This is a genomic window from Sphingomonas sp. CFBP 13706, from assembly GCF_014842355.1.
GTDB lineage: Bacteria > Pseudomonadota > Alphaproteobacteria > Sphingomonadales > Sphingomonadaceae > Sphingomonas > Sphingomonas aerolata.
In genome coordinates this window covers 258,651-274,367 of record NZ_JACYVM010000002.1, presented here as the reverse complement: position 1 = coordinate 274,367, position 15,717 = coordinate 258,651, and the positions used below count along the sequence as shown (strand labels likewise).

The window sequence follows — 15,717 nt, the reverse complement described above, 5'->3', positions numbered from 1 at the left end:
CAAAGTAATACTTTGATGGGGCCCTTCCGGGAGGGGCCGGGGGTGGGCTCCCGGCCGGTGATGGAGCGCCAAGATCGAACCGGGTGCCCACCCCTTCCCAAGCAAGAGCTTGGGCCCCTTCCCCTCCCGCTCGCGGGAGGGGAGTTGGAAGGATCAATATATGAACGAAATGACCCCCTTCGCCAATCCGGTCGCCAAGGCCGAGACGTTCGACCAGATCCAGATCGGCATCGCATCGCCGGACAAGATCCGCAGCTGGTCGTTCGGCGAGATCAAGAAGCCCGAGACCATCAACTATCGCACGTTCAAGCCCGAGCGTGACGGCCTGTTCTGCGCGCGCATCTTCGGTCCGATCAAGGATTACGAGTGCCTGTGCGGCAAGTACAAGCGCATGAAGTACAAGGGCATCGTCTGCGAGAAGTGCGGCGTCGAGGTTACCGTCTCGAAGGTCCGCCGCGAGCGGATGGGCCATATCGAGCTCGCCGCCCCGGTCGCGCACATCTGGTTCCTGAAATCGCTGCCGTCGCGCATCGGCCTGCTGCTCGACATGCAGCTGAAGCAGCTCGAGCGCGTGCTGTACTTCGAGGCGTACATCGTCATCGAGCCGGGCCTGACCCCGCTCGAAAAGTACCAGTTGATGACCGAGGACGAGCTCCTCGACGCGCAGGACCAGTATGGCGAGGACGCGTTCTCGGCCGGTATCGGCGCCGAGGCAGTCCGCATCATGCTGGAGTCGCTCGATCTCGAGGGTGAGCGTACCACGCTGCTCGAAGAGCTCGCGGTCACCAAGTCGGAGCTGAAGCCCAAGAAGATCATCAAGCGGCTGAAGGTCGTCGAGAGCTTCATCGATTCGGGCAACCGCCCCGAATGGATGATCCTCGAGGTCGTTCCGGTCATCCCGCCCGAGCTGCGCCCGCTGGTGCCGCTGGACGGTGGTCGTTTCGCGACGTCGGATCTGAACGATCTGTATCGCCGCGTGATCAACCGCAACAACCGCCTGAAGCGCCTGATGGAGCTTCGCGCGCCGGACATCATCGTCCGCAACGAGAAGCGCATGCTGCAGGAGGCCGTCGACGCACTGTTCGACAATGGTCGCCGCGGTCGCACGATCACGGGCGCCAACAAGCGTCCGCTCAAGTCGCTGTCCGACATGCTCAAGGGCAAGCAGGGCCGCTTCCGCCAGAACCTTCTCGGCAAGCGCGTCGATTACTCGGGTCGTTCGGTCATCGTGACCGGGCCTGAGCTCAAGCTTCACCAGTGCGGCCTGCCGAAGAAGATGGCGCTCGAGCTGTTCAAGCCGTTCATCTACGCACGCCTCGACGCCAAGGGCCTCAGCATGACGCTGAAGCAGGCGAAGAAGTGGGTCGAGAAGGAGCGCAAGGAAGTCTGGGACATCCTGGACGAGGTGATCCGCGAGCATCCGGTCATGCTGAACCGTGCGCCGACGCTTCACCGTCTCGGCATCCAGGCGTTCGAGCCGGTGCTGATCGAGGGTAAGGCGATCCAGCTTCACCCGCTGGTCTGTTCCGCGTTCAACGCCGATTTCGACGGCGATCAGATGGCCGTCCACGTCCCGCTGTCGCTCGAAGCGCAGCTGGAAGCGCGCGTCCTGATGATGTCGACGAACAACATCCTGTCGCCCGCCAACGGCAAGCCGATCATCGTGCCGTCGCAGGACATGGTGCTGGGTCTCTATTATCTGTCGATGATGAAGGAGAACGAGCCGGGCCAGGGCATGCTGCTCGGCGACATGGCCGAAGTGCATCAGGCGCTGAACGCCCAGGCCGTGACGCTGCACAGCAAGATCATCAGCCGCGTTCCGCAGACCGATGAGAACGGCAAGCAGTATCTCAAGCGCTATGAGACGACGCCGGGCCGCATGCTGCTCGGCGAGTGCCTGCCGCACAGCCACAAGGTGCCGTTCGACACCGTCAACCGCCTGCTCACCAAGAAGGACGTGGGCGACGTGATCGACGAGGTCTATCGTCACACCGGCCAGAAGGAGACCGTGCTGTTCGCCGATGCGATCATGACGCTCGGCTTCCGTCACGCGTTCCGCGCCGGCATCTCGTTCGGCAAGGACGACATGATCATTCCGGATGCCAAGGTCGGTCTGGTCGACGACACCAAGGCGCTCGTGAAGGACTTCGAGCAGCAGTATCAGGACGGTCTGATCACGCAGCAGGAGAAGTACAACAAGGTGATCGACGCCTGGAGCCGTTGCGGCGACCAGGTCGCGAACGCCATGATGGACGAGATCCGTGCGGTGAAGGTCGATACGGAGACCGGCCGTGAAAAGCCGATCAACTCGATCTACATGATGGCCCATTCGGGTGCTCGTGGTTCGCAGGCGCAGATCAAGCAGCTTGCCGGTATGCGTGGCCTAATGGCCAAGCCGTCGGGCGAGATCATCGAGACGCCGATCATCTCGAACTTCAAGGAAGGCCTGACCGTCCTTGAGTACTTCAACTCGACCCACGGCGCTCGTAAGGGCCTTGCGGATACGGCATTGAAGACGGCGAACTCGGGGTACCTCACGCGTCGTCTGGTCGACGTGTCGCAGGATTGCGTCATCATCGAACCGGATTGCGGCACCACGCGCGCACTCGAAATGAAGGCGATCCTTCAGGGTGGTTCGACGATCGCAAGCCTCGGCGAGCGCATCCTCGGTCGTACGACCGCGGAGGACATCACCGATCCGAAGACCGGCAAGGTCATCATCCCGTCGGGCACGCTGCTCGACGAGCCGATGATCACGACGATCGAAGGCCTCGGCACGCAGTCGTGCAAGATCCGCAGCCCGCTGGTCTGCGAATCCAAGATCGGCGTCTGCGGCAAGTGCTACGGGCGCGATCTCGCCCGCGGTACGCCGGTGAACATCGGTGAAGCTGTCGGCGTCATCGCCGCGCAGTCGATCGGTGAGCCGGGCACGCAGCTGACGATGCGTACGTTCCACATCGGTGGTGCAGCGCAGCTCAACGAGACGTCGAACCTCGAGGCGCATGCCGACGGTACGGTGCAGTTCCGCGATCTGCGTATCATCGTCGACCAGCGTGGCCGTCGCGTGGTGCTCAGCCGCTCGGGTGAAATCGCGATCGTCGACATGGACGGCCGCGAGCTCTCGGTCGATCGTATCCCTTACGGTGCGTACGTGCTGTTCGACGATGGCCACATCGTGTCGCGCGGCGACCGGATGGCCGAGTGGGATCCGTTCACCATGCCGGTGATCACGGAGAACCCGGGCACGATCAAGTATGTCGACCTGATTGAGGGCAAGACGCTCACCGAGCAGACCGACGAAGCCACGGGCATCGCCCAGCGCGTCGTGATCGAATATCGTGCAGCGACGAAGTCGAAGGAGGATCTGCGTCCGCGCATGACCCTGCTCGACGAGACGTCGGGCGAGACCGGCCGCTACATGCTGGCGATCGGTGCGACGCTGTCGGTCGAGGATGGCGCACAGGTGTTCGGCGGCGACGTCGTGGCCCGCGTCAGCCGCGAGAGCGCCAAGACGCGCGACATCACCGGTGGTCTGCCGCGCGTTGCCGAGCTGTTCGAGGCGCGTATCCCCAAGGACTCGGCGATCATCGCCAAGATCTCGGGCCGCGTCGTGTTCGGCAAGGATTACAAGGCGAAGCGCAAGATCGGCATCCAGCCCGAGGATGGCGGCGACGTCGTCGAGTATCTGGTGCCGAAGTCGAAGGTCATCGACGTGCAGGAAGGCGATTACGTCAAGCGCGGCGACAACCTGATCGGCGGCTCGCCCGATCCGCATGACATCCTCGAGACGATGGGTATCGAGCCCCTCGCCGAGTATCTCGTGTCGGAAATCCAGGAGGTCTATCGACTCCAGGGCGTGAAGATCAACGACAAGCACATCGAGACGATCGTTCGTCAGATGCTGCAGAAGGTCGAGATCACCGATGGCGGCGACACCACGCTGCTGAAGGGCGAGCAGGTCGATCGCGAGGAAATGGACGCGACGAACGAGAAGCTCGACAAGAAGCAGACCCGTGCACAGGGCAAGCCCATCCTGCTCGGTATCACCAAGGCGTCGCTGCAGACCCGCAGCTTCATCTCGGCGGCATCGTTCCAGGAGACCACCCGCGTCCTCACTGAGGCCGCGGTCCAGGGTAAGCAGGACATGCTGATGGGCCTGAAGGAGAACGTGATCGTCGGCCGGCTCATCCCGGCAGGCACCGGCGCAGGTCTCAACCGCCTGCGGGTCGTGGCGAACAGCCGCGATGCCTCGATGCGCGTCGCCCAGCGCAAGATGGCCGAAGCCTCGATCATCGCGCCGAAGTCGGCGAAGGAAGAGCATGACGCCGAACTCGCCCGCTCGCCGCGCGATTCCGGCGGCACGGGGGACGACGCGCTTGGCGAAGTCGTGACCTCGGGCACCGGCACCGATGCGGATGCCGGCGANCCTTTGTCGTTTCTGGCGACTGGCGGGGCGAACGGGTCGAACCGCGCGCCTCGGTGGGTCAGCCGGTGCCTTCGCCCATCGTTCGCGGGATCGTCCGGAGCTGCTGGCCGGTGACGCGCAGCTCGTTGAACGCGGGCGGACTGCCGCGCGTCCGCTTGGACAGGGTGCCGGCACCGATCATGCGGATCTCCCGGCCGCTGCGTTCGACGGGAATGTCGAAGGGATCGTGGACATGACCTGACAGCACGGCATGCGCTCCCGCATCGGCCAGTGCGGTCAATGCGCTGTCACCATGGCGGGTCTTTGCTGTCCCGGTCGTGCCGCCTTCGATCAGCGGATGGTGCGCGGCAACGAAGACCAAGTGATCCTGCGGTACATCCTCGATCATCGCCAGCGCGCGCGACAGCGACCCCGGGCTGACACGCCCCTTCGACCAGTTCCAGCGCCACTGCGCGCGGGCCGTCGTCTTGAGCGGGACGATCGTGATCCCGGGCAGTTCCAGGGGCTTCTCGATCATCGACTCAACCGCGGCATAACGCTGATAGGGCGAGAAGAACCTGCGGAACGGGTCCCAATAATAGGGGATGTCGTGATTGCCGACCTCGAGCGTGACAGGCACGCCAAGGCTGCGCAACCAGTCGCCGCCACGCTGGAACTCCTCCTTCGTGGCGCGCATTGTCAGATCGCCGGTCATGATCACCGCATCGGGCCGCTCCGCCGCGACACAGGCGGAGAACCAGGCGAGCGCTGCCGGATCCTCCGCCCCGAAATGAACGTCGCTGACGTGAAACAGCGTGTGCGAGCGTCCTGAAACATCTGACATGTCAGGCAAGTTCGGCCAGCGTCTTGGGCTGGTGCATCGGACACCCGTTGAACGTCCCGCGGAATCCCGCCGAGAGCTCATAGGTTTCCTTGCGGACGCGATTGACGCCGCCCAGCGGCTGATGGTCGACCACGCCGTGCCACACGCTATACGCCAGCGCATCGTCGGTATGATCGGTCACGCCGTGCTCCCAGGAGATTTGTGGCGCCACCTCGAGCGTGGCGACCGTGACGAACGGGCTCGCCTGCTGATCCCATTCCACCGTCGCATCTTCGATCGGCATCGCGTCGAGATCGGTGTTCAACTGGACGCGCAGTTCCCAGACACCGCCATGCTCGATCAGCTGCTCGCGCACGACCTCGCGCAGCGCATCGGGGCGCGCGGTGATGTCGACCGTATCGCCGGTCAGGCGCGTCAGCGCGGGCGAGACCGGGAACAGCGCGACCTTGGCGATATAGTCGCCATAGCGCAGCGGCGTCTGCGAGAAATAGGTCTCGCCAAGCGGGTGAACGGGTTTAGCACCGCCGAGCGTCTTCAGCGTCGCAGACTCCGCCCCGACCGCCTCCAGTGCGGATTCGACGACGCGGAAGGTCGCCGACATCGCCTTCTTCACACCGTCGAACCGGTCGGTCGTCTTGGCGAGCAGCTTGAGGTTCATCGAGAACGCCTTGGGATCGGGTGCCGCAAAGACCGGCGCGTTGACCATGATGAAATCCTGCGTCGTCTCGCCTTCCGAGCCCGGCAGGCGATCGCCCTGGACATCCAGGATCTTCAGCGCGACGCCCCGCGGCAGGCTGACGCTGTCATCGAGAATGTCGCCCGCGTTCGTCGAGATGCGCAGCACCGCCTCATGACGCCCCGGCTGTGCGAAAATGCCCTGCGCGAGCGTTTCGGGCAGGCCGTCAGCGATGGTCAGCGTGCCGCGCGCGATGCCATGCGCCTTGGCATGAACCGCGCGCACGGCATGCGCATAGTCCTGCGACGTGGTCTCTAGGATCTCGCGAAAGCTGTCCTTGAGCGATGCCAGCGTCTCGGCCTCGTCGTCGGCGATGGTTTCGACCGAGGGGGCGAATCGTACGGGCTGGGTGGACATGCGGATCTCCTGTCGTTTCCGATCCAAACCCGCCGAACTCCGCGACGTTCCCGCTGCCCGGGCGATCGGTACGATCCCGCACGCTGTTGCAAAGCACCGCGCCCCGGTCCACGCGGTCGGCGCCCATCGAAGGAGAAACCGATGCAGATTCCCGTCGTCACCGCCCCCACGATCGCGATCGTCGGATCCGCGGCGCGGTTTCCGGTCCGCCGGATCTTCTGCGTCGGGCAGAATTACGCCGACCACGCGCGCGAAATGGGGTCGGATCCCGATCGGCAGCAGCCCTTCTTCTTCTCCAAGCCCGCCGATGCCGTCGTGCCCGGTGGCGGCACCCTGCCCTATCCGAGCATGACGCAGGATCTGCATCACGAGGTCGAACTGGTCGTCGCGCTGGGCGCAGGCGGACGGGACATCGATGCGACGGCGGCGACGGCGAAGATCTTCGGTCATGCGGTCGGTATCGACCTGACGCGGCGCGACCTGCAGGCGGTGGCCAAGGCGGCCGGGCGGCCATGGGACATGGCCAAGGGGTTCGACCGGTCCGCCCCGATCGGCGCGCTCACCCCCGGCGCGCCGCCCGAAACGGGTGCGATCGGGCTGACGATCGACGGCGAACCGCGCCAGTCGGGCGACCTGTCGATGATGATCTGGTCGGTTGCCGAAGTGATCGCCGCGCTGTCGCGTCAGGTCGAACTCGCCCCCGGCGATCTGATCTTCACCGGCACCCCCGCGGGCGTCGGGCCGATCCTGCCCGAGGCACAGGTTCGCGCGACGATCACCGATCTCGAGCCGCTCGAGATCCTGTTCGACGCCTGATCGACCCCTGATCGACGTGGCGGGGGCGATGTTTTTGTATAAATATAGTCGTCCCCGACCTTAGTCGGCTTTCCTTTGTCGCCGCCCGCCCGCATGCATCCCCTTCATAAAAAGGGGATGATGATGGCGGATGGATCAACCGGCGGGCTGCTCGACCGGGCACGGACGGTAGCAGGGCCGGGCTTTGATCGCTGGCTGGTGCCGCCCTGCGCGCTCGCCATCCATCTGTGCATCGGCATGGCCTATGGCTTCAGCGTGTTCTGGCTGCCGCTGTCGCGCGCGATCGGGATCACTGATCCGGTGGTCTGCGAAAGCATGACGCTGGCCCAGGCGCTGACGACCACGACCTGCGACTGGCGGGTCAGCGACCTCGTCTGGACCTACACGCTCTTCTTCGTCGTCCTCGGCGCCGCCGCGGCGATCTGGGGCGGCTGGCTCGAACGCGCCGGTCCGCGCAAGGCCGGCGTCGTCGCCGCCTTCTGCTGGTGCGGCGGGATGGGGATCGGCGCGATCGGCGTCTCGATGCACCAGTTGTGGCTCATCTGGCTCGGTTCGGGCGTGATCGGCGGCATCGGTCTGGGTCTCGGCTATATCTCGCCCGTCTCGACGCTGATCAAATGGTTTCCCGACCGGCGCGGCATGGCGACGGGCATGGCGATCATGGGCTTTGGCGGCGGCGCGATGATCGGCAGCCCGCTCGCCAACTCCTTGATGAAGCACTTCTCCGGCCCGACCGGCGTCGGCGTCTGGCAGACGTTCCTCGTCCTCGCGGTCATCTACTTCGTGTTCATGATGGCCGGCGCGCTCGGCTACCGCGTCCCTGCCGAGGGCTGGAAGCCCGCCGGCTGGACCCCGCCGACCGATGCCAAGGCAACGATCAGCCGGTTCAACGTCGATCTGAAGGATGCGCACAAGACGCCGCAATTCTGGCTCATCTGGATCGTCCTGCTGCTCAACGTGTCCGCGTCGATCGGCATCATCGGTGTCGCCTCGCCGATGCTCCAGGAGATCTTCGGCGGTCGCCTGATCGGCGCGCCGGGCGTGCTCTTCACCGCATTCAGCGACAGCCAGAAGGTCGCCGCGGCCGCGGTCGGCGCCGGGTTCGTCGGCGCGATCAGCCTGTTCAACATCGGTGGCCGCTTCTTCTGGGCGTGGTTCTCCGATCGTCTGGGTCGCAAGCCGCTCTACGCGGTGATCCTGGCGATCAGCGCTGTGCTCTACGGTATCGCCGCCCCGGCACTCGCCGGCAGCAGCCTCGGTCTCTTCATCCTCGTCTTCTGTATCCTCGCCTCCACTTATGGCGGCGGCTTCGCGACCGTGCCCGCCTATCTGGCGGACATATTCGGGACGAAGTTCGTCGGTGCGATCCACGGCCGGCTGCTGACCGCCTGGTCGACCGCGGGCGTTGTCGGGCCGCTGCTCGTCGCCAACATGCGCGACGGCCGGATCGCCGCAGGGATCCCGCGCGATCAGGTCTATCAGCCGATCTTCCTGATGCTCGCGGCGATGCTCGTGGTCGGCTTCGTCGCCAACCTGTTCGTCAAGCCGGTGGCAAGCCGCTTCCACATGCCGGTCACCGAGGGCGTGGCGTCGACGACTGCCGTCGACGCCACGACGGCCACCACCAGCGCACAGCATCGCGGCGGATCGCGGTCGACCGTCATCCTCGCTTGGCTGGCGGTGGGCGTGCCGATCCTCTGGGGGATCTACATGACGCTGTCGAAGGCGGTCATTCTGATCAAGTGACCGAACGCGACACCGCGGTCGCATCGCCGGACAGGCGATTGCGACCCGGTGGTCGGCGTGGAATGGGATTTGCGTTGGCGCCGACGGTGTCGGCGTGGAGCGGGTGAAGGGAATCGAACCCTCGTCACTTGCTTGGGAAGCAAAAGCTCTACCATTGAGCTACACCCGCATATCGACTGTGCGTCCGTGCGGCGGATGGGCGCCGGCGGTCGCGATGCGATGGCGAGCGTCTATCGGCTCGGCGAGAGCGACGCAAGATGCTTCTCGACGTGGAATGGCGCGCTGTCTTTGGAGATGCGCGGCCTGACGTAATGAAACTGTCACCGCCGTGTCACCACGCTGCCATTGGTCTGCAATAGGCACCCCGGCAAGCCAGCCCATAGCTGGACCAATCGGGGGACCATCATGATCATCGGCCTGTCACACCGCGCCCGCGGTCCTGCTGTCTTGCGCGCGCTTCTCATCGGCAGTGCGATGATCCCGCTCGCGATCGGGATTGCCCGTGCCGAACCGGTCGATGGCCCCGCCGCAGCCGCAGCCCCCGCCCCGCGTGGCAATGCCAGCATCACCGGGACGATCTCGCAGGCCGGCAGCGGCGATTATCTCGACGGCGCGTCGGTTTCGATTCCGGCACTGGGCCTCGCGACCGCGGCGGATCGCGCGGGCCGGTTCACGCTGGCCGGGATCCCCGCCGGGACGCATGACGTCGTCGTCCGCTATGTCGGCTTTCCCGATGCCCGGCGCAGCGTCACGGTCACCGACGCGGCGGTCGTGCTCGATGTCGCGATGACGATCGAGACCAGTGCCGACGGCGACGAGATCGTCGTTTCGGGATCGCGCCCCATCGCCGAGTCCGAAGCGGCAGCGCTGCAGATCCAGCGGACCAGCCCCTCGCTCGTCTCGGTAATCGCGTCGGATTCGATCGGGCGCCTGCCCGACCAGAATGTCGCGCAGGCGGTCAGCCGCCTGCCCGGCGTCGGCGTCCAGCGCGACCAGGGCCAGGCCCGCTACATCACGCTGCGCGGCAGCCCGATCAACTGGACGACGCTGTCGTTCGACGGGATCAACGTGGTCAGCCCGGAGGGGCGCGACGCACGGTTCGATTCGATCCCCTCGGCGATCGCGTCGCAGATCATCGTGCGGAAAGCGGTGACCCCCGACATGACCGGCGAGACGATCGCGGGCAATGTCGACATCATCACCCGCTCGGCGTTCGACTATCCGGGGCTCAAGGTTCAGGCCAAGGGCGGCCTCGGCCATGTCGAGCTCGGCAAGAAGACCGAATATGAAGGCTCGCTCGTCGTATCCGACCGGTTCGACACGGGGATCGGCGAATTCGGCATCGTCTCGTCCGCCAGCCTCTATCGCCGCGGCATGGTCACCGACAATTTCGAGACCGATTTCGAAGCGGTCGACCGCGACCTGCGCCCCGGGTACGAGACGCGCAACTGGGCGCGCGAGACCGAAAACAAGCTCTACCGGCTGACGCGCAAGAACTATTCGCTGTCGAGCCGGCTCGACTGGCGCCCCGCCCCCGGCCACAAGCTGTTCGCCGAGACGATCTACTCGGCGTTCGAGGATGACGAGCAGCGCAACAATTACATCTTCGATCTGGACGACCAGCAGTCGCGCACCCCGAACGGCACCGCAGCTTGCGCGGTCAATGCGCGCCCGGCCTCGGGCACCACGGGCTATGCCGATGTCTGCACGGGCAACACCCCCCTGCTCGGCACGGTGTACGGGATCGATCTCAATTCGAACTTCACGGTGCGCAAGTACAAGCAGTCGGTGTTCACCAACACGCTGGGCGGCGATCACGAACTCGGCGACTGGAAGGTCGCGTGGCGCGGCAACTACACCCGGTCGATCGACGACCGGTCGCAGCCTGCGCAGCTCAACTATGACAGCCCCTCGTTCGGCACCAACGGTGCGAATGCCGCCAACCGCCTGACCGTCGGCTATGACCTGACCGACCCGCAGCTCGCCAAGGTGCAGCTGTACCGGACGATCCGCAACGCAGATGGCAGCTTTTCGCGCGGCGACCGGGTCACGGCGATCGAGGATTTCCCGCGCACCCTGTCGCGCCTGCGCTCGCTCAAGGCGCAGGACGTGACCGAGGCCTATACCGCCAAGCTCGACATCAGCCGCGAGGCGTCGGTGTTCGGCGCCTCGACGATCCTCGCCGCCGGCGTGCGCTATGACGACCGCACCAAGACGTCGAACGAATATCTCCTCGACCTGTCGACGCCCGCGCAGTTCGCCGCGGCGGGTATCGCGACGAACTATTCGGCGATCGCCAAGCCCGGCGGGTTTCAGGGCGAGATCCCGCTCGGCTACACCTTCCAGTATTTCGACCGCGACAAGGTTCTCGGACTGGTCGATCAGGCCAAGGCGGTCGGCAGCTATGTTCGCAGCGACGCCAATTTCTACGACGTCGGCGAAAAAGTCTATTCGGCCTATGCGATGGCGACCGCGACGACCGGCTGGGGCAGCATCATCGGCGGCGCCCGCGTCGAGCATATCCGCAACGACGCACGTGCCTTCTCGATCGGCACGGTCGGCACCGGCAGCGCGGCGACGACGGTCACAACACCGATCGACGTGAAGTCGAGCCAGACGCTGGTCTATCCCAGCCTCCACCTCAACTGGGACGTCGACGACCGGATGAAGGCACGGCTGTCGTTCAACACCGGCGCCGCGCGTCCGGATTATGATCAGCTGCGCCCCAATCTCAGCTATAACGATGCGAACGCCACCATCTCCGGCGGCAATCCTGATGCGAAGCCCGAAAAGGCGAAGGGCGTCGATCTCTATGTCGAATATTACACGATGCCGCGCGGCTTCCTGTCGATCGGCGCCTATTACAAGGACGTCACCGACGTCCTGTTCGATTCGACGCAGACGTTCGGGCGGACGACGCTGAACACCGGCGGCGTCGATCGATCGGGCTATCTCTATTCGACGATCGTCAACGGCGGCAGCGGCTATATCATGGGCATCGAGGGTGCGATCCAGCAGCAGCTCGAGCCCTTCACCGCCGATCTCGGGCTGCCCGAATGGATGGGTGGCTTCGGCGTCCAGCTCAACGCGACGATCAACAAGAGCCGCGCCGAGACGCCGGGGACCGCGGCCCTGCCCTCGCGCAAGGTGCCGCTGCCCGGTGCGTCGGACGCGATCTACAATCTGATCGCCTATTACGAGAAATACGGTTTTTCGGCGCGGGTGTCCTATCAGAACCGCTCGGCATGGCTCGATGCGATCGGCGGCACCGACACGATCGGCGGCGTCGTCCGCGGCATCGACGGCGGCGATTTCTACTGGGCGAAGGACAATGAGCTCGACGCCAGCGTGCGGTACGCAATCAACAACAATGTCGAGATCTACGGCGATTTCGCCAACCTCCTGAACGGCCCGGGCCGCCGCTATGCCGGCTCGTCCGCCTATACGATCGAGCATGAGACGTTCGGGCGGCGCTATACCGGCGGCGTGCGGGTGACCTTCTGATGCGCGCTTTGCCGCTCGTCGCGCTGATCCTCGCCGGGTGCGCGACCACGAGCGTGCCCCAGACGGCCACCGCGCCGCTGGTCGCGGCGACCGCGGAAACCGATCCGGTCGACACCGCGGCGGATGCGGCGGACGATCCCGCGATCTGGCGCAACCCCGCGGACCCGGCGAAGAGCCTGGTCATCGGGACGGACAAGAAGGCGGGGATCCACGTCTACAGTCTGGCGGGCAAGCGGCTGAGTTTCACGCCCGCCGACCGGCTGAACAATGTCGACCTTCGCACGGTCGGCACGCGCGTCATCGCGGCGGCGAGCGACCGCGCCGATGTCGATACCGCGCATGTGTCACTGTTCACGCTCGACACCGCGGCGGCGAGGCTCGTGCCGCTCGGCCGCTTCCCGGTCGGCCCGGGCGAGGCTTACGGCATGTGCCTGTGGACGCGCGCGCGCGATCACGCGCTGTTCGGCTTCGTCGTACTGAAGGACGGGCGGATCGATCAGGTCGCCATCGACGTCTCGCGCACGGTCCCCAAGGTCACGACGGTCCGGTCGATGAAGCTCGCGAGCCAGGCCGAGGGCTGCGTCGTCGACGACCGGACCGGGCGGCTCTACGTCGCGGAGGAAGATGTCGGGCTCTGGCGGTTCGACGCGGATCCGGCGGCTCAGGGGACCGCGACGCCGATCGCGCAGGTCGACGGCAAGACGCTCGTCGCCGATGCGGAAGGCCTCGCGCTCGCGCCCTCGGGCCGCCGCGGCGGCTATCTGGTCGTCTCGAGCCAGGGCGACAACGCCTATACGCTCTACCGCCTGCCTGGCGTCACCTATGCGGGGCGGTTCCGGATCGGCGGCGGGGCGATCGACGGGACCAGCGACACCGACGGCATCGACCTGATGCTCGGCGATTTCGGCCCGGCCTATCCGGGCGGCCTGTTCGTCGCGCAGGACGGCGACAACGCCCCCGACACGCAGAACTTCAAGTTCGTCAGCTGGACCGCCGTGCGCCGCGCCCTGCGCCGCTAGCCCGCGACGTCCGCAGGGAACGTCTGGGGCCATCCCGCGCTATAGGAGCTGGCATCGATCGGCGTATCGAGAGGCCGCAGATCCGAGGACGATGATGACCCAGACCCGTACCGCGACGCTGCACCGGATGGTGCTGCCCGATCACACCTGCCCGTTCGGCGTCCGCGCGAAGCAGCTGCTTCAGGCCGAAGGCTATGACGTCGACGACCAGATCCTCCGCGATCGGGATGCGGTCGAGGCGTTCAAGGCCGAGCACGGCATCGCGACAACCCCGCTGATCGTCATCGATGGCGAGACGATCGGTGGCTGCGATGATCTCGAACGCTATCTGGCGGAGCGCTGAGCGATGGCCCATCCTGATCACCATCCGGTCGCGTCGCCCGTTCCGGCGCATGCGCCACCGCCACCGCCAGCACTGTCGCGGACCGCTGCCGCGCTGATCGTCGTGTCGGTCCTCGGCGTCAGCGCCGCGATCGGTCGCCGCAATGCGCCCGATCCCTCCCACCCGCGGACCCGCCGCTGGTACAAGCGGCTCGACAAGCCCAGCTATACCCCGCCCGATGCCGTGTTCGGCGCGGTGTGGCCGGTGCTCGAGACCGGGCTCGCGGTCGGCGGATATCGTCTGCTCCGCCAGCCCTCAGGGCCACGTCGCACGAGTGCGGTCGGGCTGTGGCTGCTCAACACCGCGATGGTCGGCGGCTGGACCGAGATCTTCTTTCGCAAGCGGGCGCTTCGATCCGGTGCAGTCGTCGCAGGCACGATGGTCGCAACTGGCGGCGCATATGTCGCGGCGGCGGCGAAGGTCGATCGTCCCGCGGCGCTGCTCGGCGTGCCGTTCGTGGGCTGGCTCGGCTTTGCGACGTTGCTCGCCACGCGCATCAGCGCACGCAACCCCGTCGCCGACGCGGCGGACGCCCGGTGACCGATCTGGTCGTCTGGCATGACGGCGACTGCCCGTTATGCCGGCGCGAGATCGCGCTCATGCGGCGGCTCGACCGGCGCGGCGCGATCACCTTCGTCGATGCCACCGATCCCGATGCGAGTTGCCCGATCGACCGCCGGGACCTTCTCGCGCGGTTTCATGCGCGTGAAGACGGGACGATGCTGTCGGGCGCGGCGGCGTTCGCCGCGATGTGGCGCGCAATCCCGGTCCTGCGGCCGCTCGGCCTGCTCGCACGCAACGGCACGGCGCTCCGCCTGCTCGAACGTGCCTATCTCGGCTTCCTCGTGGTCCGACCCCGCCTGCAGGCCGCGCTACGCGGCCGACAGGCGGGCGAGCGGCGGCGTTAAAGCCCGGCGTTGCGCCGGACGGCGGCGCCCACCGCCGACCAGTCGACATCCTCCCCCTCCTGCGCGATCGCGGCGCGCAGATGATCGCGCACCACGCCGAGCAGCGGCATCGGCGTACGCAGTCGGCCCGCCGCGGTGTCGACGAGGTTCATGTCCTTCAGCCCCAGTGGCGCGGCAAAACCTGCGGGCGTGAACCGCTGTTCGACCAGCATCTCGCCATACGTCTTGTAGACCGGGGCATTGAACAGCGTGCCCGTCAGCACCTCGAGCAGCAGCGCCGGTTCGACCCCGCCCTTTTCCGCGAGCGTCATCGCCTCCGCCATCGCCTCGACCGCCGCCATGATCATGAAATTGCCGCTGAGCTTCACCAGATTGGCGGCGGACGGCGCCTCGCCGACGCGGAACACGCGCTGGCTGATGGCATTCAGTGCGGGCTCGCACCGGGCGATCAGATCGTCGCGTCCCGCCGCAACGACGAACAGCATCGCCGCCGCCGCCGCGGGCGGACGACCGAAGACGGGGGCCGCGACATAGCCACCGGCCCCGTCCTGGTCCGCCGTCAGCCGCTCCGCCAGCGCGACGCTGATCGTGCTGTGCGATACATGTACCGCCGGCGCGCCGAGGATCCCGCCATCGCCGTAGACCACCGCCTCCAGCGCGGCATCGTCCGCCAGCATCGTCATCACCACGTCGCCCTGCGCCGCTTCGGCGGGCGTCGCGGCGCGAGTCGCGCCACGTTCGACCAGCGCATCGGCCTTGTCCGGCGAGCGGTTCCACACCGTCACCTCATGACCCGTCTCGACCAGATTGGTGGCCATCGCATGCCCCATCTGGCCCAGACCGATAAACCCGATTCTCATGATCATAATCCCTTGTCCGACCGCAGCAGGATCACCCGCCGGTCCTGCCCCGCCCAACGCGCGGGCGGCGCGGATGTTCGACGCGAGCGATCCGGTCGCTCGGTCCCGGAACGTCCGGGATACTGGACGTTTTTCCACTT

The 15,717-nt window shown here is 66.2% G+C and carries 10 protein-coding genes, 1 tRNA gene and 1 pseudogene; 8 read left to right on the top strand and 4 right to left on the bottom strand.

Translation table 11 applies throughout. The features are described from left to right. Positions 1 to 160: 160 nt before the first annotated feature. Positions 161 to 4,425 (top strand): annotated as a pseudogene (rpoC, locus tag IFS44_RS04630) (DNA-directed RNA polymerase subunit beta'); the annotation flags it as partial. A gap of 59 nt (positions 4,426 to 4,484) precedes the next feature. On the opposite strand, the gene IFS44_RS04625 reads toward rpoC, so the two are convergent. Both IFS44_RS04625 and IFS44_RS04620 read right to left on the bottom strand, forming a co-directional pair. Further along, positions 4,485 to 5,249, bottom strand: coding sequence for a metallophosphoesterase family protein (locus IFS44_RS04625; protein WP_192097683.1), 765 nt, complete (start codon positions 5,247 to 5,249; stop codon positions 4,485 to 4,487). 1 nt (position 5,250) lies between these two features. After that, positions 5,251 to 6,342, bottom strand: coding sequence for a catalase family protein (locus tag IFS44_RS04620; RefSeq protein ID WP_192097682.1), 1,092 nt, complete (start codon positions 6,340 to 6,342; stop codon positions 5,251 to 5,253). Positions 6,343 to 6,483: 141 nt separating this feature from the next. On the opposite strand from IFS44_RS04620, the gene IFS44_RS04615 reads away from it, so the two are divergent. Together IFS44_RS04615 and IFS44_RS04610 are read left to right on the top strand one after the other, a co-directional pair. Then, positions 6,484 to 7,158, top strand: coding sequence for a fumarylacetoacetate hydrolase family protein (locus tag IFS44_RS04615; protein WP_192097681.1), 675 nt, complete (start codon positions 6,484 to 6,486; stop codon positions 7,156 to 7,158). 123 nt (positions 7,159 to 7,281) lie between these two features. Beyond that, positions 7,282 to 8,904, top strand: a complete 1,623-nt coding sequence (locus tag IFS44_RS04610; protein ID WP_197977762.1) for an OFA family MFS transporter — start codon at positions 7,282 to 7,284, stop codon at positions 8,902 to 8,904. A 95-nt stretch (positions 8,905 to 8,999) separates the two neighbouring features. On the opposite strand, the gene IFS44_RS04605 is transcribed toward IFS44_RS04610, so the two are convergent. Then, positions 9,000 to 9,073: transfer RNA gene (locus IFS44_RS04605), tRNA-Gly, on the bottom strand. Between the two features lie 278 nt (positions 9,074 to 9,351). Between IFS44_RS04605 and IFS44_RS04600 the strand changes: the two genes are divergently transcribed. From IFS44_RS04600 to IFS44_RS04580, 5 genes are all read left to right on the top strand, one after another. Further along, on the top strand, positions 9,352 to 12,408 hold the full coding sequence (locus tag IFS44_RS04600) for a TonB-dependent receptor (protein ID WP_159511178.1): 3,057 nt from the start codon (positions 9,352 to 9,354) through the stop codon (positions 12,406 to 12,408). Next, entirely contained in the window at positions 12,408 to 13,427 is a 1,020-nt protein-coding gene (locus tag IFS44_RS04595) for a phytase (RefSeq protein WP_192097680.1), read from the top strand. Before IFS44_RS04600 ends, IFS44_RS04595 begins: the two co-directional genes overlap by 1 nt. A 91-nt stretch (positions 13,428 to 13,518) precedes the next feature. After that, positions 13,519 to 13,770: a glutaredoxin domain-containing protein gene (locus IFS44_RS04590; protein WP_244649927.1), complete on the top strand. Its 252-nt coding sequence runs from the start codon at positions 13,519 to 13,521 to the stop codon at positions 13,768 to 13,770. A gap of 3 nt (positions 13,771 to 13,773) precedes the next feature. Beyond that, the gene (locus IFS44_RS04585; RefSeq protein WP_192097679.1) at positions 13,774 to 14,349 is read left to right on the top strand and encodes a TspO/MBR family protein; all 576 of its coding nucleotides are present in this window, start codon (positions 13,774 to 13,776) and stop codon (positions 14,347 to 14,349) included. Continuing rightward, positions 14,346 to 14,717, top strand: a complete 372-nt coding sequence (locus IFS44_RS04580) for a DCC1-like thiol-disulfide oxidoreductase family protein (RefSeq protein WP_192070582.1) — start codon at positions 14,346 to 14,348, stop codon at positions 14,715 to 14,717. Before IFS44_RS04585 ends, IFS44_RS04580 begins: the two co-directional genes overlap by 4 nt. On the opposite strand, the gene IFS44_RS04575 is transcribed toward IFS44_RS04580, so the two are convergent. After that, entirely contained in the window at positions 14,714 to 15,715 is a 1,002-nt protein-coding gene (locus IFS44_RS04575) for an NAD(P)-dependent oxidoreductase (RefSeq protein ID WP_342366333.1), read from the bottom strand. The genes IFS44_RS04580 and IFS44_RS04575 overlap by 4 nt on opposite strands. Positions 15,716 to 15,717 lie beyond the last annotated feature (2 nt).